Raw genomic sequence first — 22,916 nt, 5'->3', positions numbered from 1 at the left:
TCTTTTTATGAGGTTGCATTGACCGGTTTGATCTCTTCAACCGCTTCTTCTATTCCTGTATTCGCATTAATGTATATCCGGTAACGAGAACCGTTAATTTTCCCTCCGAATTCATAACACAATACTTCTTTGCTGTAATCATTCTCAATCAGGGATTTGCGAACATAATTTTCTTCGAACTCCGAATTAAGCTTTTTCCGCGCCTGTTGCTCCGTAAGAGTTGCTTTCGGAATTTTGCGCATGTCATTATGTTCGTAAACAAAGTCACTCGCCTGGAAGCCGGTTACTTCGCCTGTATCCAAACCTACACGAACTGACATTTTCTCGGGATAAATCAAGGTGTCCCCTTGCTTACGCACATAAGTAAGGTTACCCAGATTACCATATTCATCGTAGTTTACAGCCTTCATATCCTTATAGCCTTTGTTCATTAGAAATTGATCTGCTTTAGCCATGGCATTCTGACGAGACACTTTTTTGGTTCCGATTGGACGCGTATCACTGTAAGAGATCAGCATTCCGCCATTACGGGTGAAATCCATCATCAGTTTGCCATTGTTGGCATGATCAATCGTGGCAGTGTAGGACTCCCAGTCTGTTCCTTTGCCGTTCTCCTGCACTTGGATTTTGCTACGATCCGCATCAGAGAATTTTGCAGCCTTGCTCTGAATCTGTTCTTTGGTCACCGGCAAGCCGTCCAGTTTCTTGACTGATCGTTTTGCATAGATGTTGGATACGGAAGGACCCCAATCAAGCTCCGGGTATTCCTGTACCTTTTTGTTTACAGTACGAAAACCATCAACGATCGTGTTGTCCATGGTTTGCTCTTGTGTTGCCATGGCAGTCTCTGCATCCATCCAGCGCAATCGGTCCGTCAGGACTTTCTGCTGCACATCCTGCAGATTCTTGGTAATCTCGGATGAATTCTGATACAGCTTTTTCAGGTTGCCCATTTCCTTCTCACTTAGCGGTTCGTTCGTCAAGTCACGCATCGACGCCCGATAGGCAAAGTTGGAAATACGCGAGAGAAACTCCTCTGTCTCGTTAAATGGTAGCATGGTGAGTGGCAGTTGGTTGATCTCATTCTGCGCTTCACTGGTGAGTCGCCATACATTCATCAGACCTTTGCGATGCATCCCCTGTGATGTAGAGTGAACCGCCAAGGTGTTGCCAATCTCCGAATGCAATTTGTCCATATGAAAAGATAAATCGTGAAATGCACGCTGATATTGATTCTCTGCCTTGATCAGAATTGCATTCTTCTCCTGATTCTCCTGATAGCCCCACACGAGCGCACCGACCAGCAGAACCGCAAATATCGGAAACATAACTGAACTTAATCGTTTATACATCGGTAGAGTCTCCTTTCTTCTAAACCACTACCTCTATTGTGGATCGAAGAAAGATCTCTTATGCATGCGATTTCCAGTCCTTACACAAGCAGGCTGCTAAAGTAGCGTTTGGGTCCTCCTTTTAATTCAGCTGAATCCCAGTTGCCATGCCCTCTTCTTCAATTTCGAACTGGTCTCTGTTATCACATAGGCACTGCTTGAATCCCGTCTCAATCCGGCCCCGATCTTTCTTGCCTCGTAATGTAAATCGTTCACCGCATTGTTTGCATCTGATTTTAATTTTAATTCTCATCACAACGATCTCCGTTTCTGTCGGTCATTCCCCGGGAGTTTATCTGTAAAAATAAAAACACACCGGAGTCATAGGCGCAATATGCGCTTTATGTCCACCAGTGTGTCCGTATTTTTATAATTTAACCTCTTCCTCCCGCTTCACAAAACGAAAAGGAGAACGGTTATTAGCTCGTGTGATTTTACCCATTGCCCCATACCACAGGCCCGCCATTAGCGGCGCTATAAACCACAACCAATGATTCACCATGGTGTTCATGATGACATCGTACAATGCATGCCAGAAAAAAGGTAACACCAGAGAAAGAACCAGATACCACCGCTTTTTCTTACCACCGATAAACTTGGCTTTACCCATATAATAACCCATGATTACCGCGAACATAGCATGCCCTGAAACAGGGAGCAGTGCCCGAAGGAACATGGCTGAGACGGATGCATTCCCCGCAAAGGCATACAACACATTCTCAACAGTGGCAAATCCAAGTGAAACAGCGACTGCATATAAGATCCCGTCATACGGCTCATCAAATTCGGTGTGATTATAGATGATATGATAAAGTACGAACCATTTAACGAATTCCTCCACACCACCTGAGATCATAATGGCCTCAAGATAAGGATTATCCCCGAGCCACATCATCATGCCACGCTGAATAATCATCACAGGCAGTACCATCAGAATCCCCATGAGGAAAACCCGCAATACCATATGAAGTGGCTCATAATCATAACGGTCTTTCAGGTAAAAGTATGTTAACAAGGCGAGACCCGGAGCAACTGCTGCCGCTAAGACCGAAAACAAAAGCACCGAAATTCCCTCCTCTGACTAAAGACGCGATTACAACTAGAGATTAATCCTGGCGTTTGAAGTGGGTGCAGATAACATCAATCGCTTGTGCAGGAATAACAACCTTACCATACTCTTCCATGACTGCTGGAGTAACTGAGGAGCCTTCGCCAAATTCAGCAAGCAAGGCAATCAATGCCGCATGTTTGGTGGAATCTACCTCATCTGGCTCCAAATGCAAGAACCACTTGTCTTTATAGGAATAAAGTCTCCCAGCATCCGTAACATGCTGACGCAACATATGTGCAGCTTCAATGAGCACTTCAAAGTCCTTGAATGCATAAACAATGGAATCGCTTTGCTCGAGTGTAACTTCCATTTCATATACTTCTTCAGGAAGATCATCTTCATGACCTAAACCATATTGTTGCGGATCATATTTTCCACGTGTGACAATGACAACCATCCCTTGAGCGGGAAGTGCGAATACTTCGACAGCGAGTGGACCTGTGGCATCAAATCCAAGTTCGGAATAGGCCTGATCCATCATTTCAGTGAACAGTTCATGAACCTTAGGTATTTCCTGCCACATATCTTCTTTTTGTATTCCGCGCTCGCTCAGATCGTCAAAGGTCAGGAAAATCCGTATCTTATCGTGACTTAGTCGTTCTATTTTCATACAGGATCTCCCCTTTATAAGCAAGTCTTATAACAGATTATGAAGCACAAAACAATATGTGCTGAAAATAAATCTATGTAGTTATGTTATCATTTTATACCTCTAAATGCACGAAGTAAAATCGACAAAAAAAGAATCATTCCACAGCAAATCAAGACTGTGGATGATTCTAATTGGAGGTTTTGGTTTATAAACCCGGTACTGTTGTGTTTGTTTGGCTTAAAATTTGCTCAACTTCATGCTTCACATCGGGATTGGTGCGAATAAAATCTTTGAGCATGCTCATATTCGCTTCTTTTTCCTGCGGTGTGATTGCTCTTGCGGTCTTTGCTGCCGGATTTTTGTGGGATTCACCATGTTGATTTTGCTTGCTTGTGAACCCGTCCATACCCGGGAAAGTCATTTCCATCATCTTATGTTTTGCCTGATCCATCATATTTCTTGATGAACCCGATGACATCATGGGCAATTTGCCTTTGGACAGCCATGAACTGGCTGCAACACCAATGACAATGCCCCAAAAAAAGGATGAAGCCTTCATTACACCAACCTCCTTCAAGTGTTAAAATCATATTTAGTGTTTGCGGTAGTGAGCGATCTCATTCCGTATAATTACAGGAAAGCGAGTTGAAATCATGTTTAGACATACCGCCGCATTGATCATTGCTGCAAATTTGCTGTTGTCAGCTTGTGGGACAGCGGAAGAAAAAACATCTGATAATTCCACACCAGCGGGCGAATCAACTACCACGGTTCAAGAAGAGCAAGGTAACTCTAACCCAACTGAAACAGGAGAACCCGGAACTGGTGTGCCCGAGTCTTCAACGGAAGATTCAACTGTGACAGAAGAAGAACCTGAATCTTCGGAGAAGGTTTCTACAGAAGAGAAAGTGGAAAAGACGTATCATATGAATGAAAATTATTATATTAAACCAAACGATGAAGTGAGCCCAAGCAAAGTGGTCTTGTTAACTTTTGATGATGGACCCAAAGAAGAAAAAATGATTACTTCACTGATCGACACTTTAGATAAACATAACGCTAAAGCGATATTTTTCGTCAATGGATATCGGGTGAAAAGCCATCCGGAATTGCTCAAACTCATACATGAACGGGGTCAGATTGTAGGCAATCATGCCTGGGATCATGAGGATCTCAAAAAAATGTCCAACGCTGAGGCGGCAAAACAGGTTACAGATGTCCAAAAAATAGTGAAGGAAACCATTGGTGAGGAACCGCAATTCTTCCGTCCACCTTTTGGGTCGGGAAATGATGCACTGAAGGCTGCTGTGAAGAAAAATGGCATGTTATATATGACTTGGTCTAATGGTTCGCTCGATTGGGATAAAAGCACCAAAGACAAACCGGAAAAAGTCATTCAAAATGTACTGGACCAGTTAAATCCCGGAAGCAATATTTTGATGCATGAGTTGCCATGGACGGTTGAAGCATTGGATGAGTTGCTGACCAAGCTCGAAAAGAAAGGTTATTCCTTTGTTGATCCGCGTGCAATTGAATTGGAAGCTCGTTAAATTGTAATTTTGCGCATTAAAATAAAACAGCCCTGATCCATTGGATCAAGGCTGTTTTATTTTAATGCTTTTTCCGCAGGCACTCTTAACGTGATGATATGCATCTCCGCAGGACAACCTAGTCGGAGAGGAAGATGATTTGTACCGTATCCTCTGCTAACAAGCATTTTGCCTTCTTGGTGAATGTCCTCCGGACTTCGCTTCAGGGAGTACCACCCGTTCGATACCGGACGATACGCTTTGCTCAGGAACACAGGTCCGAAAAATGGCAAAACCAATTGTCCGCCATGTGTATGACCACTTAAAATAAGATCTGCATTTTCTTCCAAGCGAAGGGCCTGCAAAGGATCATGAACGATAGCAATTTTGCAAAAACGGTTACCGATCTGCTGTAGTAATACATCGCCCTGTTTGGAACGATAGTCTATGCCGATCAGGCTCAATCTGTCGTTGCCCCTTTGCAGATATTCTACATTATCCTGCAGGAGCCTAACGTCCGATTCCCGAAGGATTCGCGCAAGTTGAGCGGTACCAGCCCTCTTGTCATGGTTGCCATACACCGTAAATGAAGGAGCAATGTTCGATAAAATTTTCATGTTATGTCTAACTAAAGACCATGAGATTCCTTTTTCCGCAACATCCCCACCGATGAGAACCCAGTCCACCTTGTTTTTAACGTTTGCCAGATCCTTCTGCTTCAGCTTGCGCTTGTGCGTGTCGGATACATACAAAATCATGGCCCCGTCAAAGGATATTGGCAGATGAGGCACTTCAACCTCTTCTTCAATCATTTGATGAATATGGGCTTCACGCCACATATGAAAAAGTAGTAAAACTCCCATCAAAATGATTAAACCTGCGAGTAAAAGCATTACCACGGCAAGGGAAGGAACGTATTCAGAGCGGGTGCCCCTTCAACCCCCCACCAAACCAGACTAATCGTTAACATGACAAAAATAAAAATGAGTGAATTCACAAACCTCTTGCTCAATTTTAACCGACGTGAAGGATGTAATTCTGTCCGTGTAGGAAGCGAACCCGCTTCGGGGATCGATTCTTCCGTTGAATTTGGCGTTTTTTTGGAGCGTGATGGTGCCCTTTGAGGAAGTACTGGACTTTCCAGTTTTTCTGTATAAGGCTTGCGCTGTGATCTAGGTAAAGAAACGGAAGTAATTGGTGTGATTCCGCCAACCTCAGCAGCTGCTGCCGTTTCAGCAACGATGCTTACTTGAGAAGCCACCTGACGCTCGGATTTCTCTTTTTTATCCGATTGACGATGGCGCTGACTGCCATATGTCTTCATTCTACTTAATGGCTGATTCATGATCCCCTCCGAAAACGTATCGCTAATCCGGACACCAAATCAATAATAAAGTGACATAATATAGGCGCCCATAATGTGCCGGACTGCAAGTAAATCCAACCCAATCCATAACTTGAGACAAACACCCAACCTGTTGGAATCCAGTGGCGCAAATAACGAATATGGATAACTGCAAATAAAATACTTGTCCAGTAAGGACCGATGGCATGTTGGATGGCTCCACGGAATAATAATTCCTCACACACAGCAACAATGGCTGCTATACATACAATGTGCCAGATCGGACGCCCACGGAACAACATCTCGTTAATTCCACCGTCATCCATGCTTTCCTGAGGTATAACATACGACAGTACCAAGTCCATAACAAGCATTATTCCTGCAAGACCCAGACCCCACCATATAAAATGGTAATTGTCAGGCCATGCGAGTACATCTAACAAGTTTCGTTTCTGCAATAAGATCCACACAACTCCGATAATCAGTGTCAGACCTTGTGTAAAGTATAGATTGATTAAAAGCAAACGCTCGGTAAGCTGCTGTGGCTCAGCCTTCTGAATCTTGAACTTGGGAAACTTGAATTTTTTCATCGGATGCGTCTGTCCTCTTGAGTTAAATTTGATGGATAACAATTACGTTGTCCAATCGGATAGTATACTAAATGATAGCCAAAAAACCAATTAGGTTCAAGACCTGCCCCAAGTCCTGGTTAGATGTCCGTGCCATTACTTCATTAAAGCAGTAAAATTCAGTTCACCAAACAGCTTACTTTCCATCTTCTTGTGGTAGGTATATTAACTATTGTATTACTTATGGTGACTCTGTTTATGTGTGAATCTAAAGACATCTGCAAAACATTTTAAAACATTTAAGCCTATTGACATGCTCATGTCAGCCATGATACATTATGAAAAAATTAGTCACGTTAAACACGATGATGGAAAAAAGACGTTGCTTCGTCTTACAGAGAGCCGATGGTAGGTGTGAATCGGTGGCAGGCAAATGGTCTTGAGCGCTCCTGAGTTATTGCATTGAAATTGGAGTAGGTGCAATCGGTTTAGACCCGTTATCCTCTTCGGTCTTCATTGACCGCTAAGACTGTCGTTGCGAAACGGCGGTGAATTAGGGTGGTACCACGACAACTCTCGTCCCTTATTGCGCAAGCAGTATGTGGATTGAGAGTTTTTTGATTTATTTTAAAGGATATCTGTGGGATCACTCTATTTGCTTCACCTTCCCCCTCTGTTGCGACACCGCGTTGTTGGGCGGAAGAATCAACCTGGTTTTAAGGAATACCTCTTCGCTGAGGTCAGACCTTGACGATATAGATACACATACCTAAGGAGGAAGAAACCATGTACAAAGTGTTAGTGTCGGACCCAATCAGTGATCTGGGGATCCAGCAACTGGTGGATGCAAATGATGTTGTTGTTGAGAAGAAAACCGGTCTTAGTGAAGATGAACTTGTTGCCATTATTGGTGATTATGATGCCCTCTTGGTTCGCAGCCAGACTCGTGTTACAGATCGTATTATGACGGCTGGTACCAACCTTAAGGTGATCGGACGTGCAGGTGTTGGTGTAGATAACATTGATCTGGAAGCTGCTACACAGCGCGGTATCATCGTTATTAATGCACCTGATGGCAATACCATCACAACCTGTGAGCACACGTTTGCCATGATGATGGCATTGGCACGACACATTCCTCAGGCATATGCCAAGACTATTCAGGGTACGTGGGATCGTAAAACCTTCCTGGGTGTGGAATTAAGAAATAAAACGCTCGGTGTACTGGGTATGGGACGGATCGGTAGTGAAGTTGCCAAGCGCGCCAAAGCATTCGGAATGGACATTCTTGCTTACGACCCGTTCCTCACGGAGGAGCGTGCCGAGAAGCTGCAAGTGAAGCTGGCTAGTGTAGATGATATCATTCGCAATGCGGACTTCATGACCGTTCACACACCATTAACACCGGAAACACGGCATATGATCTCACGTCCACAATTCGAAGTGATGAAAAAAGGCATGCGTATCATTAACTGTGCTCGTGGTGGTGTAGTTGACGAGATGGCACTTGTCGAAGCCATAGATCAAGGTATTGTTGCTGGTGCAGCATTTGACGTATTCGAAAGCGAGCCGCCAGCCGCTGATCACCCGTTCCTGAATCACCCAAGCATTATCGTTACGCCTCACCTTGGTGCGTCCACAGTAGAAGCACAAGAGAACGTGGCTATCGATGTGTCGGAACAGGTGCTTCACATTTTGCGTAACGAACCGTTTAAAAACGCAGTTAACATGCCGGCTGTTGCACCAACCGTGATGAACAAATTGCAGCCGTATTTCAAACTGGGTGAAACGTTGGGTAGTTTTGCAGCACAGATTACACAAAATGCAGTGCAGGAGATTCGGATCGACTATGCTGGTGAACTTTCTGAAGTAGATACTTCTCCTCTCACACGTTACATTGTGAAAGGGATTCTCGCCAGACATTTGGGTGGGGAAGCCAACATCGTCAACTCCATGCATCTGGCCAAAATCCGTGATCTGAATGTGGTTGTAAGCCAAACCTCAACAACTAAAGGATTTACTAACCTGATTACCGTAACATTGGTTACAACTCAGGATGCTGAGGAACGTCGTGTAGCAGGTACATTGCTTGCAGGTTATGGAGAACGTATTGTTCGTCTGGACAAATTCCCGGTAGATATCGCTCCGGAAAGTCATCAAATTTTGATCTCCCACAACGATAAACCAGGTATTATCGGACGTGTAGGAACCCTGCTTGGACAAAACGATGTCAACATCGCATCCATGCAGGTTGGACGTAAAATTATTGGTGGTGCAGCGATCATGATTCTGACCGTAGATAAAGCTGTTCCAAAAGATGTGCTTGTGCAGCTTGCTGCGCTGCCTGAAATCAATACTGCTGTTGAAATTGTTCTGGAATAATCAAATATATTTCTAAATGTAAAAGGAAAGACGGGACCCTAGTGGTTCCCGTCTTTTTTGTCGTAAGGAATTGTATGACTGTACCCGCTGAAATATCGGTGATGAAGCTTGCAAACAAAATATTTTTGGAATTGGAAAAGGGGTGCCCATCACCCCCATATGAACTCCGCTTCTTTTGGTCAATGGAAATATTCTAATACGAAATCGAACTATTAACTTAACTGAATAATGTTTAGTGTAGACCCCGGAGGAGACAGAACGGCTGCGCCAACAAGCCCGAATAATTGTAACTGTATTGTTGAACCAGCGGTAACGGTAACCATAAAGTCAGACTGCAGCTGACTGAGAGAAAGTACTGGAGATACTACACTCGCTGGAATTGCTGCGCCGTTAAGTAAAACCCGAGATTGGATAGCAAGTGCAGCTGTCAGATTTATTTTGTATGAGATATAGTAGCGACCTGCGTTGGTCAGTGTGAAGGTGTCATTTGTCCCATTGACGGTTATACCTGTGCCAATATTTTGATTATTCGGTAATGGAACGAGTGTACCACCCAATATTACAACAATCGTACCATTAGTGTTCTCAGCAAAAGCCGAGTTAGATGTTACAGATGTTCCGGTTGCACCTGTTGCTCCAGTAACTCCTGTACTTCCGGTTACGCCGACTCCCGTTGCTCCCGTTATACCTGTGGCTCCTGTTCCCCCAGTGGCGCCTGTTGCTCCGGTACTTCCCGTTATGCCGACTCCGGTTGCCCCGGTTATACCTGTGGCTCCGGTTTCACCAGTGACACCAGTTACTCCAGTACTTCCCGTTACGCCAACTCCCGTTGCTCCTGTTATACCTGTGGCTCCTGTTCCTCCAGTCGCACCAGTTGCCCCGGTACTTCCCGTTACGCCGACTCCCGTTGCTCCTGTTATACCTGTCGCTCCGGTTTCACCAGTGACACCAGTTACTCCAGTACTTCCCGTTACGCCGACTCCCGTTGCTCCTGTTATACCTGTGGCTCCTGTTTCCCCCGTCGCACCAGTTGCCCCGGTGCTCCCCGTTACGCCGATTCCCGTGGCTCCCGTTATACCTGTCGCTCCGGTTTCCCCCGTCACACCCGTTGCCCCGGTACTTCCCGTTACGCCGGCTCCAGTTGCTCCTGTTATACCTGTGGCTCCGGTTTCCCCCGTAACACCAGTTGCCCCGGTGCTCCCCGTTACGCTGATTCCCGTGGCTCCCGTTATACCTGTAGCTCCGGTTTCCCCCGTAACACCAGTTGCTCCGGTACTTCCCGTTACGCCGACTCCCGTTGCACCGGTTATACCTGTGACTCCGGTCTCCCCCGTGACACCAGTTGCTCCGGTACTTCCGGTTATGCCGACTCCCGTTGCTCCTGTCACACCTGTTACGCTTACTCCCGTTGCGCCAGTCAATCCCGTTACGCCTGTTGATCCTGTTTCCCCTGTAGCACCAGTACTACCTGTTACACTTACTCCTGTGGCTCCTGTGATCCCCGTCGCCCCAGTCAACCCTGCAACACCAGTCCCTCCTGTTTCACCAGTTGCCCCGGTTCCTCCAGTTACTCCTGTTGATCCTGTTACGCTTAGTCCCGTGGCTCCTGTAATTCCCGTCGCCCCGGTCAACCCTGTAAGACCAGTCGCTCCTGTTTCACCAGTACTTCCCGTTACTCCAACTCCAGTTGCACCGGTCACACCTGTTACGCTTACTCCCGTTGCGCCAGTCAATCCCGTTACGCCTGTTGCTCCTGTTTCCCCTGTAGCACCAGTACTACCTGTTACACTTACTCCTGTGGCTCCTGTTATCCCCGTCGCCCCAGTCAACCCTGCAACACCGGTCGCTCCTGTTTCACCAGTTGTCCCGGTTCCTCCAGTTACTCCTGTTGAACCCGTTACGCTTAGTCCCGTGGCTCCTGTAATTCCAGTCGTCCCGGTTAACCCTGTAACACCAGTCCCTCCTGTTTCACCAGTACTTCCGGTCACTCCAACTCCAGTTGCACCGGTCACACCTGTTACGCTTACTCCCGTTGCGCCAGTCAATCCCGTTATGCCTGTTGCTCCTGTTTCCCCTGTAGCTCCAGTAGTACCTGTTACACTTATTCCTGTGGCTCCTGTAATTCCCGTCGCCCCAGTCAACCCTGCAACACCAGTCGCTCCTGTTTCACCAGTTGTCCCGGTTCCTCCAGTTACTCCTGTTGATCCCGTTACGCTTAGTCCCGTGGCTCCTGTAATTCCAGTCGTCCCGGTTAACCCTGTAACACCAGTCGCTCCTGTTTCACCAGTACTTCCTGTCACTCCAACTCCAGTTGCACCGGTCACACCTGTCGCTCCTGCTCCAGCGATCAACGTGTAATCTGGTGAAGTCCCCGGCGTTCCGGTTGGTGATGCTACATTTGCAATATACGTACTCCCATTGAACGTTACAACTTGACCCGCTGGATATGTCGGGGCTACAGCTGGATCGAATGGCACGATACCACTTAAACCTACGCCTGTCGCTCCTGTTACGCCGGATGCTCCGGTACTTCCTGTTACTCCAACACCAGTTGCACCGGTCACACCTGTCGCTCCTGCGCCCGCAAGCAATGTGTAATCCGGTGAAGTCCCCGGCGTTCCGGTTGGCGATGCCACATTTGCAATATACGTACTACCGTTAAACGTTACGACTTGACCTGTAGGATACGTCGGGGCTACGGCTGGATTGAATGGTACAATGCCACTTAAACCTACACCTGTCGCTCCCGTGACCCCTGATGCCCCTGTCACTCCGGTACTTCCCGTTACTCCAACTCCAGTTGCACCCGTCACACCAGTCGCTCCTGTTACGCCCGATGCTCCTGTTACTCCGGTACTTCCTGTTACTCCAACTCCAGTTGCTCCTGTCACACCCGTTGCTCCTGCGCCCGCAAGCAACGTGTAATCTGGTGAAGTCCCCGGCGTTCCCGTTGGTGATGCCACATTCGCAATATACGTACTACCGTTAAACGTTACAACCTGGCCGGCTGGATACGTCGGGGCTACGGCTGGATCAAATGGTACGATACCACTTAAACCTACGCCTGTCGCTCCCGTTACTCCTGATGCCCCTGTGACTCCGGTACTTCCTGTTACTCCAACTCCAGTTGCACCCGTCACACCAGTCGCTCCCGTTACTCCTGATGCCCCTGTGACTCCGGTACTTCCTGTTACTCCAACTCCAGTTGCACCGGTCACACCAGTCGCTCCTGTTACGCCCGATGCTCCTGTAGCTCCGGTACTTCCCGTTCCACCAATGCCGGTTGCTCCTGTAACTCCCGTTGCTCCTGCGCCCGCAAGCAATGTGTAATCCGGTGAAGTCCCCGGCGTTCCGGTCGGTGATGCCACATTTGCAATATACGTACTGCCGTTAAACGTTACGACTTGACCGGCTGGATACGTCGGGGCTACCGCTGGATCGAATGGCACGATACCACTTAAACCTACGCCTGTTGCTCCCGTTACACCTGATGCACCTGTGGCTCCTGTAGGTCCTGCACCTGAAAGCAATGTATAGTCTGGCGAAGTACCTGGCGTACCCATAGGAGAAGCCACAGTCGTTATATACGTGCTGCCATTAAAGGTAACGACCTGGCCGGCTGGGTATGTTGGAGCTACTGCAGGGTCAAACGGAACCGCACCATTGAGACCGATGCCCGTAGCTCCGGTCACACCTGTAACTCCTGATCCTGCTAACAGCGTATAATCTGGAGAACTTCCTGGCGTACCCGTTGGCGAAGCGACATTTGTAATATAAGTACTGCCACCAAACGTGACGATCTGTCCAGCTGGATATGTTGGTGCTAATGCGGGATCGAATGGCACGATGCCACTTAATCCTGCACCTGTGGCTCCAGTTGCACCAGTCGCCCCCGCAGCAGCGATTAATGTGTAATCCGATGAAGATCCTGGTGTTCCTAGAGGACCAGCTACACTCGTAATGTAAGTACTACCGTTATACGTAATGACTTGACCTGCTGGATAACCCGGGGCGAGCGCTGGATTAAATGCCACGGCTCCTGTCAAACCAGCTCCGGTTGCTCCCGTTACTCCAGTCGTTCCTCCCGACAGCAAAAGAGTGTAGTCTGGAGAACTTCCGGGTGTACCCAAAGGACCATTTACATTGGCAACATAAAGACTACCCTCGTAGCTTACTACTTGGCCTTGAGCATAAGTTGGTCCCAGTGCAGGATCAAATGCAGTAATATTGTTCAAACCCACACCTGGTGCTCCTGCCGGACCCTGTGCTCCCTGTGGACCAACTGGGCCAACCGGTCCTACTGGTCCAAGTCCTCCCGGTGTGCCAGTAGCCCCTTTCACCCCAGGGACTCCTGGGACACCTGGTACCCCCGGGACTCCTGGCACTCCCTGTGGGCCGGCTGGTCCGGTAATCCCTCCAGTTCCAAGAGTTGTCGTCGCACGGCTTAGCGATATGGAGATCGATCGAATTAATCCCACAAGTTTATCTTTTTCTGCAGGAGGTACTTCCAGAAGCAGCGTCACACTTAACAAGTCATCCAGTAAGTTTTGCAAGTTACCTGCGAGATTAATAAGAGGAACAGGGACAACCTCTGAACCTGCAATCGTTAATTCCAATACGGCTTGTAATTCAGCCTTTACTCCGGCACGAAATCCGGATTGATTTACAAAAGTAAGTAACTGGCGTAATCCATTCTGTAATGACAGTATATTGGCTGAAGTCGGCTGACTAATTGCAGCAGGAATAGCCACAGCCAAAGAACGCAGTATGGATTCAAACTGCTCCAGTTCGCTTGTGGTTATTGGAATAAACGGAGAGCCTGCTCTAAAAGATCTGCCTTCCAGGAAAGCTTTAATATTGACCCTTTTTCGATCATCGGACATGCTTAACTCAATCCTCCTCTATCTTGCTTGCTTTTCAAGCTTATGTCACATAGGAAGGAAAATTATCTTGGACACTCTTTTTAGTCAAAAAAAGACCATTCTTGTTCCACGTTGAACAAGATTAAACGGTAGTCTTCAACAAAAAAACACCCTCCATAAGAGGGTGTTTCCGCACTTTTTGTATGAAATTCAGGCTATTTCGATGAATCCAAAGGAAATTGCAAAATAAACTCTGTTCCTTCGCCAAGCACACTATTGACGGTAATCATGCCTTGATGCGCATCAACAATATTTTTCACAATCGCTAAACCAAGCCCCGTACCTGCACTTTCTCCCCGAACACGAGCCTTGTCAGCTTTGTAGAATCGTTCGAAAATAAATGGCAAGTCGGATGAAGGGATACCTACACCCTGATCCTTCACAGAAACTCTGACAAATGGAGCACGAAGATAAGTGACCCGCTCTGCTGAGATCATTACATTTTTGCCAGTAGGTGTATGTCTGAACGCATTATCCAGCAGATTCGTAAATACTTGCTCAAGTCGATCCTCATCTGCCTGTTGAAGTTCAATTGTTGGCTGTTCGAACTCAAAGTGCAGTTGAATTCCCTGTTCTTTTGAACGCACCGAGAACTTCCGATATACACGTTCGAGTAGTTCTCCGAGGTCAACTTCCTTCATCACCATGTCCGTGTGTCCAGCTTCCATCCGCGCAAGATCAAGCAAGTCTTTAACCAGTCTGCCCATCCGTAGAGACTCATCATGAATGACTTGGATCAGTTCTTCGCTCTCTTCCGGTGAGGTTGCCATACCGTCCAAAAGGGCTTCACTGTAGCCTTGCATCATGGATAGCGGAGTTCGTATCTCATGAGATACGTTAGCCACGAAATCACGCCGCATTTTCTCCAGACGCACTTCTTCTGTTACATCTCTTAAAACAGCCACAGCCCCTCTGACAACACTGTCAGCGTACAACGGTGCCATCTGAACAGACCAGACACCTTGCTGTACGTGAACATTGGAGTTCTGGTCCCCGCCTTGCTCCATCACCATTCTGAACAAAGGAAGAAGGGGCTCAGGTACATCCCGCGAAGTCTTGTCAGACTGCTCGGATTCTTGTCCTTCGTCCATTTTCGCCCAATCGAGATCATACCATGCCTGCATGATCTTCTCTCCAGGCGGATTCGTCAGAATAACTTTGCCTTCACCATCGAATGTAACAACAGCATCAGTCATGCTGCGAAGCACACTCGCCAAATGTTCCTTCTCATGGTTAAGGTTTCGAATATTATCTTCCAGTTGGGCAGCCATATGATTAAATGTGTTGGCAAGTTCACCAATCTCATCACTCGTTACCAGGGAGAGACGTGTTCCGTAGTTCCCTTTGCGAATCGCATTGGCTGCCTGAATCAATTGCTGCATAGGCTGCGTTATTTTGGTGAATAGAAACAATGCAAAAAACGTGGTTAAACTGAATCCGATAATACAGATATAGGTGAACAACCGCTTAATATCTCTGGATTCGGATTCTGCAAAGTTCGTATCAATGTAGGGCAGCAAAAAAAGACCCAGCGCTATAAGTACACAACCCACAAGGCAGATAATAGTGATCCATAACTTCCCGACCAGTGATCTCCAGAAACTAAAACTACTTCGGTACTTCCAGTTTATAACCCACACCCCACACCGTCGTAATCATGGCCGCCGATTCAGGCGATACCTTGTTAAGTTTCTCGCGAAGACGCTTCACGTGCGTATCCACGGTACGAAGATCGCCAAAGAATTCGTAATTCCATACATCTTTGAGCAATTCTTCTCTGGAGAAAACTTTGTCGGGAGATGTTGCCAGGTAGTGCAGCAATTCATATTCTTTTGGTGTAAGACTAATCTCTTCGCCACCAGCGGTTACCCGGTGGGCATCATGCTCAATAACCAGATGCGGGAACACGATGTTGTTACTCGAATTGCTCTCCTTGGAGAGATAAGCTGTCGCGGAAGCTCGACGCAAAATCGCTTTGACGCGATAAATCACTTCTCGCGGGCTGAATGGTTTTACAACATAATCATCAGCGCCAACTTCGAAGCCTTGAACCCGGTTAATCTCTTCACCTTTTGCAGTGAGCATCAAAACCGGCGTTGATTTCACCTGACGAAGACGGGTACACACTTCAACTCCATCCATACCCGGCAACATCACATCAAGCAAAATCAGACCGTAGTCCCCTGCTGTTGCTTTACGCAGCGCAGTTTCCCCATCCTCAGCTTCATCGATTTCATAACCTTCTTTTTCAAGATACATTTTCAAAAGCCTGCGGATTCTCTCTTCGTCATCCACGACCAGTATTCGATTCTCATGTTCAGCCATGCCTCTCCAGCCCCTTTGCAATAACTCCTCATCACTTCTATTATGTTCGATCTGGCGAACAATATTTGAATACCCTTCAATAAAAAGGTACATTTGTGTTTCCCGCTTCTAAACTCAACCTTTGCAATACGAGTCTGTCCTAGTCAGCTCCAGCATAAGAATGTAATCCGGCAATGATCAGATTCACTCCAACCAGCGTAAACATAACCACCAGGAAGCCAAGAACTGCAAGCCATGCAGACTTCTGACCTTGCCAACCTCTGGATAAACGCAAATGCAGATACACACTATAATATAGCCATGTAATCAATGCCCACACCTCTTTGGGGTCCCAACCCCAAAAGCGACTCCAGGCAATCTGAGCCCAGATCATGGCAAAAATTAATGCTCCCAGCGTAAATATCGGAAAACCAATGGCAATCGCGCGATAACTTATCTCATCCAGATCATCAGCATCGATTCCATCCATCATTGGCTGTAACGCTTGTCCAAGTGGTCTGCGCACAAGAAGTCGTACAATTCCATACAGGATCAGACCTACAATAAGTGACCAAACCACCGTATTCAGCTTGCGCCCGGCATTTACCCCGTTCATCCAGGAAGGCGTCTCAAGTAAAGGTTTTTTCATGCCAAGAAACGGTGTCATGCTCTCCACTTCGCTATTATATGGTGCAAAAATCGGAGGCATGCGATAAATCACTTTCTCTATTGTACTATTTTCCTGTACCTCTGTGTCAATGCTGACCGTTTTCTGTACAAAAACCGCCTCGTAACCAGCTGTACGAAAGGCAAATACCGTTCCTATGAATCCGATGACTACAACGATCGTAACTAGGGTGAATTCAACCCATCCTCGTTGACGTCTTGAAGACTTGTCTTTACCACTGAAATCAACAGTACGGAGCAAATACATGAACCCTGCGGCAAAACCCACGGCGAAGAATGCTTCACCAAGCGCGGCCAACGTCACGTGAATTTTCAGCCAGATGGACTGAAGCGCCGGGATTAATGGCTGTACCTCCTGAGGAAATACAGCGGCATACGCCATAATAATAATGGTAAGTGGTAACGCAAACAAACCCAGTAATGACTTGCGGTATATGGCATATACAACAATAAATGCAACCATAATCATCATGGACAGAAAAGACATGAACTCATACATGTTACTAACCGGGATATGACCTGCCCCAGCCCATCGGGTTACAAAAAATACGATATGAGCCGCCAAGGCGACAGTCGAAGCGATGAAAGCTCTTTTACCCCAGCGATTCATATGGTCCAGAGGATCACGATTACTCCATTTTTTGCCCATGACCGCGACAGCATATAACAAGAATGCAGCACAATAGAGAAAGAAAGATACGATAAATGCGTCGCTGCTGAAATCCAATAATCTCATGCCTGATTCCCCCCGTTATCCAACGACTTCTCTTCCACTTCCAAATTCATCTGTTTCAAGACGGCCGCAACTTCACGCCTGAAGCCAAACCAGTTTTTGTTGGTATGTCCACCCAAGGTGAGCTGTTTATCATCAAAACGAATCCAGATGCGGCGATGATGCCAATAAAAACCCATGACCAGACCCAACATAACAATACCGGCTCCTACCCACACAAAAGGCATTGCCTTATCCACTCTTATATTGAGATAACTTACGGACTGAATAATATCGACCTTGTCCATGCTGTCTACTTCCAGCTGTAAAGGAATCTCAGCTCCAATCAACTGTTGGTTAATCGCATCTTGTTGAAACCGTTGTTTATCAATCTGCTTCGCAAAGTACAGATATTGTATCCCCTCTTCGGGCAGATCCGGTCCCTTGATGAGAAAGAGAAAAGCAGGTGCATTAGGTGAAGGCGATTTTGATTTGGGCTGACCATTCTCATCCAATCCAAAGTCCATAAACTTTTCTTTTACCGTGAGCTTATAAGGACCAGCTTCAAATGTTCTTTGGGTATCTACCATATCGATCTTAATTGGCCCATATACTTCACCCGTCTTTGTATTGACCAGATCAGGCGTTACGGACCGAATGGTGGGTGTTAGATCATAATCAAACTGATATGCTTTCAGACCGTTATAATTCAATGGATGATTCACGCGTACATCATGTCTGGCTACCTCAGCTAACTGAGGTTTCTTCGAGAGATCCGAACAATCTGCTGTACATTCATACAAAACAACTTTTGTTTCAAACAGTTTTGGAACGGTCTTGTTCAGGTTACGGAATTGCTCGGGTACTTCGTCCTCACTGTAGAATTCAACATTAAACTGTTCATTTTGCAGATACATCGATGTATTCGGGATCTTTTTGATCTCACCTTCAGGAAAAGCGACGTGCTCGTCCAAATTCAGACCTGGAAGACCTCGTGCGAGCACCGCCAGCAAAAATATAATGAGTCCAATATGGATGACATATGGGCCCCATCGACTGAATCGCTGTTTCTCGGCGAGTAATGCATCCCCCTGGGTGTGCACGCGGTATCCTTTCTTTTTCAACGGCGTAACCGCTTTCTTAATCCAGTCTTCTGGTGCCTCTTCGATGGTACCTTGGTACACGAGACGCTGTCTTGTCAAAAATTGCGTATGCTTACGTATTCTCTGTTTATTCAGTGCTTTGTAGAGCGGTAGGACGCGATCCAGACTGCATATCACCAATGATGCCCCAATCAGCACCAGCAGTAGAATAAACCACCAGGATTCATATGTATGGGATAAACCCAACAGATAATAGATATGACCCAACTGACCGTATGTTTCTTTGTAGTACACGGAGGGATCGATATTCAGAAATGTACTTTCTTGCGGATAGATCGTGCCAAGCATAGAACCTACAAGCGTAAAAACAATCATATAGACGGCAATTTTAACGGAAGAAAAAAAGTTCCATATGCGGTCAATGATATTAGGATTACTACGCTGTGAACGGCGCGCCATGCCATCATAACGCATTTCCAGCACTTCATCCGATTTAGCTTCAGACTCCAGCAGCGGTTTCCCACATGCTTCACATAGTACAGTGCCTACCGGATTCTGGTGTCCGCACTCACATTTGGTATTTTGGAACACGAATAGACCTCCTGTCAGGGCTGCTTCGCCAGTTGCGAAATTTGAGCGTCAAGTGTGTCCAAATCAAGTTGCCCGATATGAATGGTAGAGATTTTGCCCGTGTCGGATACAAAAAATGTCGTTGGCATGGGAGAGATCCCAAAATCACGAACCGAGTTTTTGTCCCGGTCAAGCATGATTGGAAACGTAACGCCAACCTGCCGTACAAAATTATCCACGGTCATCTGGTCTTCTCCAACATTAATCCCGACAAATTGTACTCCCTGGTCCTTCCATTTGTCAGCTTGCGCCTGAAGTGCAGGCATTTCTTTAACACAAGGTTCACACCATGTGCCCCAGAAATTGATCACCATCGCTTTTCCTTTGTACTCATCAGACGTATGAACTTGACCATCCAGGCCCAGCAGTTCAAAAGAAGGAGATTTGTCCCCTTCCTTTGGCTTGCCATTCGAGCCGGATACCGATGTGGTAATCGCATATCCGCCCAACACCAGGATCAATAACAAAATGACGATTTGCACCGTTCTTCTTGATTTCCCCATGTGCTGCTCCCCTTTTAAGTGACTGTAGCATTCGCATCTTATTGGTATAAGACAACTGTGAACATCCTATGAACAATTATAGCGAATTTCGTCACAAAACTGCGGCGGTTTTATGAAAATTATGTGTCCTCACATTACCTTTTTTTCATTTTTTTGGCTGGCTCTGATTGTGCGAGGGTAATCAGGTTGTTGACTTCCTCTTTGGTCAGATGACGTGTCAGACCACGTTTCAGGTTTTGTAGCAAAATACCACCAAACGAAATCCGTTTCAGGCGGGTTACCGGATGGTTGATTGCCTCGAACATACGTCTAACCTGACGGTTACGTCCTTCATAGATCGTAATGGAAATGACCGACTCATTAGCCGCTGTATCCACATCTTTGTACTCTACCTCTGCAGGAGCAGTCATGCCGTCATCCAGCATAATGCCTGTCTTTAATTTCTCCAAAGCTGTACCATGTGGCACACCTTTAACCGTTGCATGATACGTTTTGGGTACGTGATGCTTAGGATGCGTCAGCAAATGTGCAAACTCACCATCATTGGTAAGGATCAATAAGCCCTCTGTGTCATAATCCAGACGACCTACAGGATATACGCGTTCCTTGACACCTTTCAGGTAGTCGGATACAATTTTCCGACCTTCCGGGTCAGATGCACTTGTGATTACGCCTTTTGGCTTGTTTAACATCAAGTACACTTTTTTCTCACTACGGATCGGTTTTCCATTAACCGTAATCATATCCTCTTCGGGGTTCGCTTTTGTACCCAGTTCGGTTACGACCTCCCCGTTAACTTCTACTTTGCCGGACAGGATTAGTTCCTCGCTCTTGCGGCGGGATGCAATGCCTGCCTGTGCGATAATTTTTTGTAATCTTTCCATGTTTGTCATGTCACCTCACACTAATGATACCCATCACGCAAGGAAATCACAAGGATAATCCATGGATTTTGTAAACTGGAGACACGAATATCCATTTCTGGCTACCTTCCTCCCCCAGATTGCCGCAAAAAAAAGCCTACCTTTACACGACCTGTTGAACACAGATGGCGTAAAGATAAGCCTTTTCCTCAAATCATTTAATTGGAAACTTTGCCGGCAACTGCAACCTGTTTTTTGGCAGGTGTGGTACTCTCTTTAATGAAAGTCTGCAATGTCTTGGAAGTAATATAATAGGTACGTCCACCGTACACAAATGTCATCATACCAATTACCCGGTTGTTCTGATCCAGAACAGGGCCACCTGAATTACCTTGGGCCATGGATTTCACAATACTGCCGATTCCCTTTTTACCTGGGACGTCCAAAGCTTGGGAACTAAACACTCTGCTTTTGGCTATCGTATTGAAGGTTGAAGGAAAATCTTCATCCAGGATGACAAGATCACCAGCAGGATTTTTGGGGAATCCAATCGTATAGACAACCTGGTTATCCCTTGCATTTGCAAATGCGACCGGTTGGGCGTCTATTTCCTTGTCCAGCTTCAGCAGTGCCATGTCTGTGACCGGATCTGTCTTAATAATCTTCGCCTTTACAGGCTTGCTAAGGGAACCCGGACTTGCAACAGTCAGTGTACCTTCATCACCATCAGACAGTTCAGCAAAACTCTGAACGACATGATAATTCGTGAGCACTTCATCCTTCGAGATCAATATTGAGGTACCAACATCATAATATACCATATCGGGTTCATCCTGCTTGACCAAACGTACATTCACGACTGGAAAAGAATCCGCTGTGACTGCCATTTGTGCACGCAGCTGTTTATCGAAGTAACCTGTAAAATGTATCGTCTGAACGGCTTGAGCTGCCGCCAGCCCCGTTGACCCTGCGAGCATTGCAATAGCAAGCACGCCTGACATTCCGACACGGAGCATTCGTTTCCAACTCTTCTGCATGTCTCACTCTCCTCCGCTATTATTCTAGCATATCTAATATATCGGAAGGAAAGGAGATATCTTTTAACCAAAAACGAGCAAACAAATGGCGAGCGCAGCAATAAAACCAACGACATCGGAAAACAACCCTACTTTGAGTGCATATCGACCGTTTCGTATACCTACAGCCCCAAAATAAACAGTCAGCACATATAACGTGGTGTCTGTACTCCCCTGAATCGTAGATGCCATACGTCCAATCATGGAATCAGGGCCATGGGTTTTGATCAGATCGGTTGTAAACGCCAGAGAGCCTGTCCCCGTTAAAGGACGCAGTATTCCGAGTGGTAACACTTCGCCTGGAACACCCATCCAGGACACCAGCGGAGCGAACAGGCTAATCACAAAATCCAGTGCACCCGAGGCACGAAATACGCTGATTGCGACCATCATGCCCACGAGATGCGGAATAATACTGATTGCAGTAGAGAAACCATCCTTGGCCCCATCAACAAAGGATTCGTAAACCGGGACCTTTTTGGTAAACGCATATAATGGAACAAACGCGATAATAACCGGGATGGCCCAGACGGAGATCCAGTTGATGAAGGTTAACAAAGGTGCTCATCCTTTCATACCGGGATTGCCACTTTTCTGTATGCGCGGCGGTTTGTGTAAAGCCCTGTTCCGATACCAGCGATCGGCGATTATAGCAGCAAGTGTAGCGATAATGGTAGCCATCAATGTTGTTCCCACAATCTCTGTAGCATTGGCAGAATGATAGTTTAAGCGGATGGCGATCAGTGTTGTCGGAATAATGGTAATACTGGCCGTATTCAGAGCCAGTAAGGTGCACATGGCAGGAGAAGCAGTTTGTTTGTCCGGATTAAGCTCCTGCAGCTGTTGCATCGCTTTGATTCCCATGGGAGTAGCTGCATTTCCTAGCCCCAGCAGATTGGCACTCATATTGGAGAGAATATAACCCATCGCCGGATGATTTTTGGGCACATCTGGGAACAGGAAGCCCACAACCGGGCCGAGCAGCTTGGCAATCCGGGCCAGGAGACCCGCATCTTCAGCCATTTTCATCATGCCCATCCAGAACACAAGCACACTAATCAGTCCAAAACAGACCGTGACTCCCGTTGCCGCCCCATCAAAAGCAGCTTGCGTGACCACTTCGATATTACCGTTGACGGCTGCAAAAGCAAATCCGATTAAAATCATGAGCAGCCAAATTAGATTAATCATGGATTA

General features: G+C 46.6%; 20 protein-coding genes and 1 other annotated feature. Of the genes, 2 read left to right on the top strand and 18 right to left on the bottom strand.

The window, feature by feature from the left end; all coding sequences use genetic code 11:
- Positions 1-5: 5 nt before the first annotated feature.
- The 5 genes from ypeB to MKY28_RS06990 form a co-directional block, all read right to left on the bottom strand.
- Positions 6-1,352: a germination protein YpeB gene (gene ypeB / locus MKY28_RS07010; protein WP_036607717.1), complete on the bottom strand. Its 1,347-nt coding sequence runs from the start codon at positions 1,350-1,352 to the stop codon at positions 6-8.
- A 121-nt stretch (positions 1,353-1,473) separates the two neighbouring features.
- Positions 1,474-1,644 carry a hypothetical protein gene (locus MKY28_RS07005; RefSeq protein ID WP_164783335.1) on the bottom strand — a complete coding sequence of 57 codons (171 nt, stop codon included), beginning with the start codon at positions 1,642-1,644 and terminating at the stop codon, positions 1,474-1,476.
- Between the two features lie 114 nt (positions 1,645-1,758).
- On the bottom strand, positions 1,759-2,454 hold the full coding sequence (gene prsW, locus MKY28_RS07000) for a glutamic-type intramembrane protease PrsW (RefSeq protein WP_017687676.1): 696 nt from the start codon (positions 2,452-2,454) through the stop codon (positions 1,759-1,761).
- A 43-nt stretch (positions 2,455-2,497) separates the two neighbouring features.
- Complete coding sequence (locus MKY28_RS06995) at positions 2,498-3,112, bottom strand: genetic competence negative regulator (protein WP_017687675.1); 615 nt, start codon at positions 3,110-3,112, stop codon at positions 2,498-2,500.
- A gap of 187 nt (positions 3,113-3,299) precedes the next feature.
- A complete protein-coding gene (locus MKY28_RS06990) occupies positions 3,300-3,653 on the bottom strand; it encodes a hypothetical protein (RefSeq protein ID WP_036607724.1) in 354 nt (117 codons plus the stop codon).
- A 94-nt stretch (positions 3,654-3,747) separates the two neighbouring features.
- On the opposite strand from MKY28_RS06990, the gene MKY28_RS06985 reads away from it, so the two are divergent.
- Positions 3,748-4,644: a polysaccharide deacetylase family protein gene (locus tag MKY28_RS06985; protein WP_340935414.1), complete on the top strand. Its 897-nt coding sequence runs from the start codon at positions 3,748-3,750 to the stop codon at positions 4,642-4,644.
- 56 nt (positions 4,645-4,700) lie between these two features.
- On the opposite strand, the gene MKY28_RS06980 is transcribed toward MKY28_RS06985, so the two are convergent.
- The 3 genes from MKY28_RS06980 to MKY28_RS06970 are packed head-to-tail and all read right to left on the bottom strand — an operon-like array spanning position 4,701 to position 6,558.
- Positions 4,701-5,462 carry a metallophosphoesterase gene (locus MKY28_RS06980; protein ID WP_340935413.1) on the bottom strand — a complete coding sequence of 254 codons (762 nt, stop codon included), beginning with the start codon at positions 5,460-5,462 and terminating at the stop codon, positions 4,701-4,703.
- Positions 5,463-5,515: 53 nt separating this feature from the next.
- Entirely contained in the window at positions 5,516-5,968 is a 453-nt protein-coding gene (locus MKY28_RS06975; protein ID WP_017687671.1) for a hypothetical protein, read from the bottom strand.
- A complete protein-coding gene (locus MKY28_RS06970) occupies positions 5,965-6,558 on the bottom strand; it encodes a CPBP family intramembrane glutamic endopeptidase (RefSeq protein WP_340935412.1) in 594 nt (197 codons plus the stop codon). The genes MKY28_RS06975 and MKY28_RS06970 overlap by 4 nt, the downstream gene beginning before the upstream one ends.
- 335 nt (positions 6,559-6,893) lie before the next feature.
- Positions 6,894-7,124, top strand: a binding site (T-box leader).
- Positions 7,125-7,323: 199 nt separating this feature from the next.
- Between MKY28_RS06970 and serA the strand changes: the two genes are divergently transcribed.
- Positions 7,324-8,919 (top strand): phosphoglycerate dehydrogenase, encoded by a 1,596-nt coding sequence (gene serA, locus MKY28_RS06965; RefSeq protein ID WP_047843574.1) that lies wholly within the window; start codon positions 7,324-7,326, stop codon positions 8,917-8,919.
- A gap of 212 nt (positions 8,920-9,131) precedes the next feature.
- Here serA and MKY28_RS06960 read toward each other — a convergent pair whose 3' ends face one another.
- From MKY28_RS06960 to MKY28_RS06915, 10 genes are all read right to left on the bottom strand, one after another.
- Positions 9,132-13,802, bottom strand: a complete 4,671-nt coding sequence (locus tag MKY28_RS06960) for a BclA C-terminal domain-containing protein (protein WP_340935410.1) — start codon at positions 13,800-13,802, stop codon at positions 9,132-9,134.
- Between the two features lie 194 nt (positions 13,803-13,996).
- Positions 13,997-15,394, bottom strand: coding sequence for an ATP-binding protein (locus MKY28_RS06955; protein WP_235193867.1), 1,398 nt, complete (start codon positions 15,392-15,394; stop codon positions 13,997-13,999).
- Positions 15,395-15,449: 55 nt separating this feature from the next.
- Positions 15,450-16,166 (bottom strand): response regulator transcription factor, encoded by a 717-nt coding sequence (locus MKY28_RS06950; protein ID WP_036607918.1) that lies wholly within the window; start codon positions 16,164-16,166, stop codon positions 15,450-15,452.
- Between the two features lie 139 nt (positions 16,167-16,305).
- A complete protein-coding gene (ccsA, locus tag MKY28_RS06945) occupies positions 16,306-17,568 on the bottom strand; it encodes a cytochrome c biogenesis protein CcsA (RefSeq protein ID WP_017687663.1) in 1,263 nt (420 codons plus the stop codon).
- Positions 17,565-19,238 (bottom strand): cytochrome c biogenesis protein ResB, encoded by a 1,674-nt coding sequence (gene resB, locus MKY28_RS06940; protein ID WP_036607737.1) that lies wholly within the window; start codon positions 19,236-19,238, stop codon positions 17,565-17,567. Before resB ends, ccsA begins: the two co-directional genes overlap by 4 nt.
- Positions 19,239-19,252: 14 nt before the next feature.
- Positions 19,253-19,780, bottom strand: coding sequence for a redoxin family protein (locus tag MKY28_RS06935; protein ID WP_036607739.1), 528 nt, complete (start codon positions 19,778-19,780; stop codon positions 19,253-19,255).
- A 134-nt stretch (positions 19,781-19,914) separates the two neighbouring features.
- The gene (locus tag MKY28_RS06930; protein WP_036607741.1) at positions 19,915-20,664 is read right to left on the bottom strand and encodes a pseudouridine synthase; all 750 of its coding nucleotides are present in this window, start codon (positions 20,662-20,664) and stop codon (positions 19,915-19,917) included.
- Between the two features lie 197 nt (positions 20,665-20,861).
- A complete protein-coding gene (locus tag MKY28_RS06925; RefSeq protein WP_036607743.1) occupies positions 20,862-21,680 on the bottom strand; it encodes a S1 family peptidase in 819 nt (272 codons plus the stop codon).
- A gap of 63 nt (positions 21,681-21,743) precedes the next feature.
- A complete protein-coding gene (locus MKY28_RS06920) occupies positions 21,744-22,277 on the bottom strand; it encodes a spore maturation protein (protein WP_017687658.1) in 534 nt (177 codons plus the stop codon).
- A 6-nt stretch (positions 22,278-22,283) separates the two neighbouring features.
- Complete coding sequence (locus MKY28_RS06915; RefSeq protein ID WP_036672256.1) at positions 22,284-22,910, bottom strand: nucleoside recognition domain-containing protein; 627 nt, start codon at positions 22,908-22,910, stop codon at positions 22,284-22,286.
- Positions 22,911-22,916 lie beyond the last annotated feature (6 nt).

The organism is Paenibacillus sp. FSL R5-0473, from assembly GCF_038004565.1.
Taxonomy (GTDB): domain Bacteria; phylum Bacillota; class Bacilli; order Paenibacillales; family Paenibacillaceae; genus Paenibacillus; species Paenibacillus amylolyticus.
The sequence above is the reverse complement of the archived record's forward strand: the minus strand, read 5'-3'. Positions and strand labels throughout refer to the sequence as shown.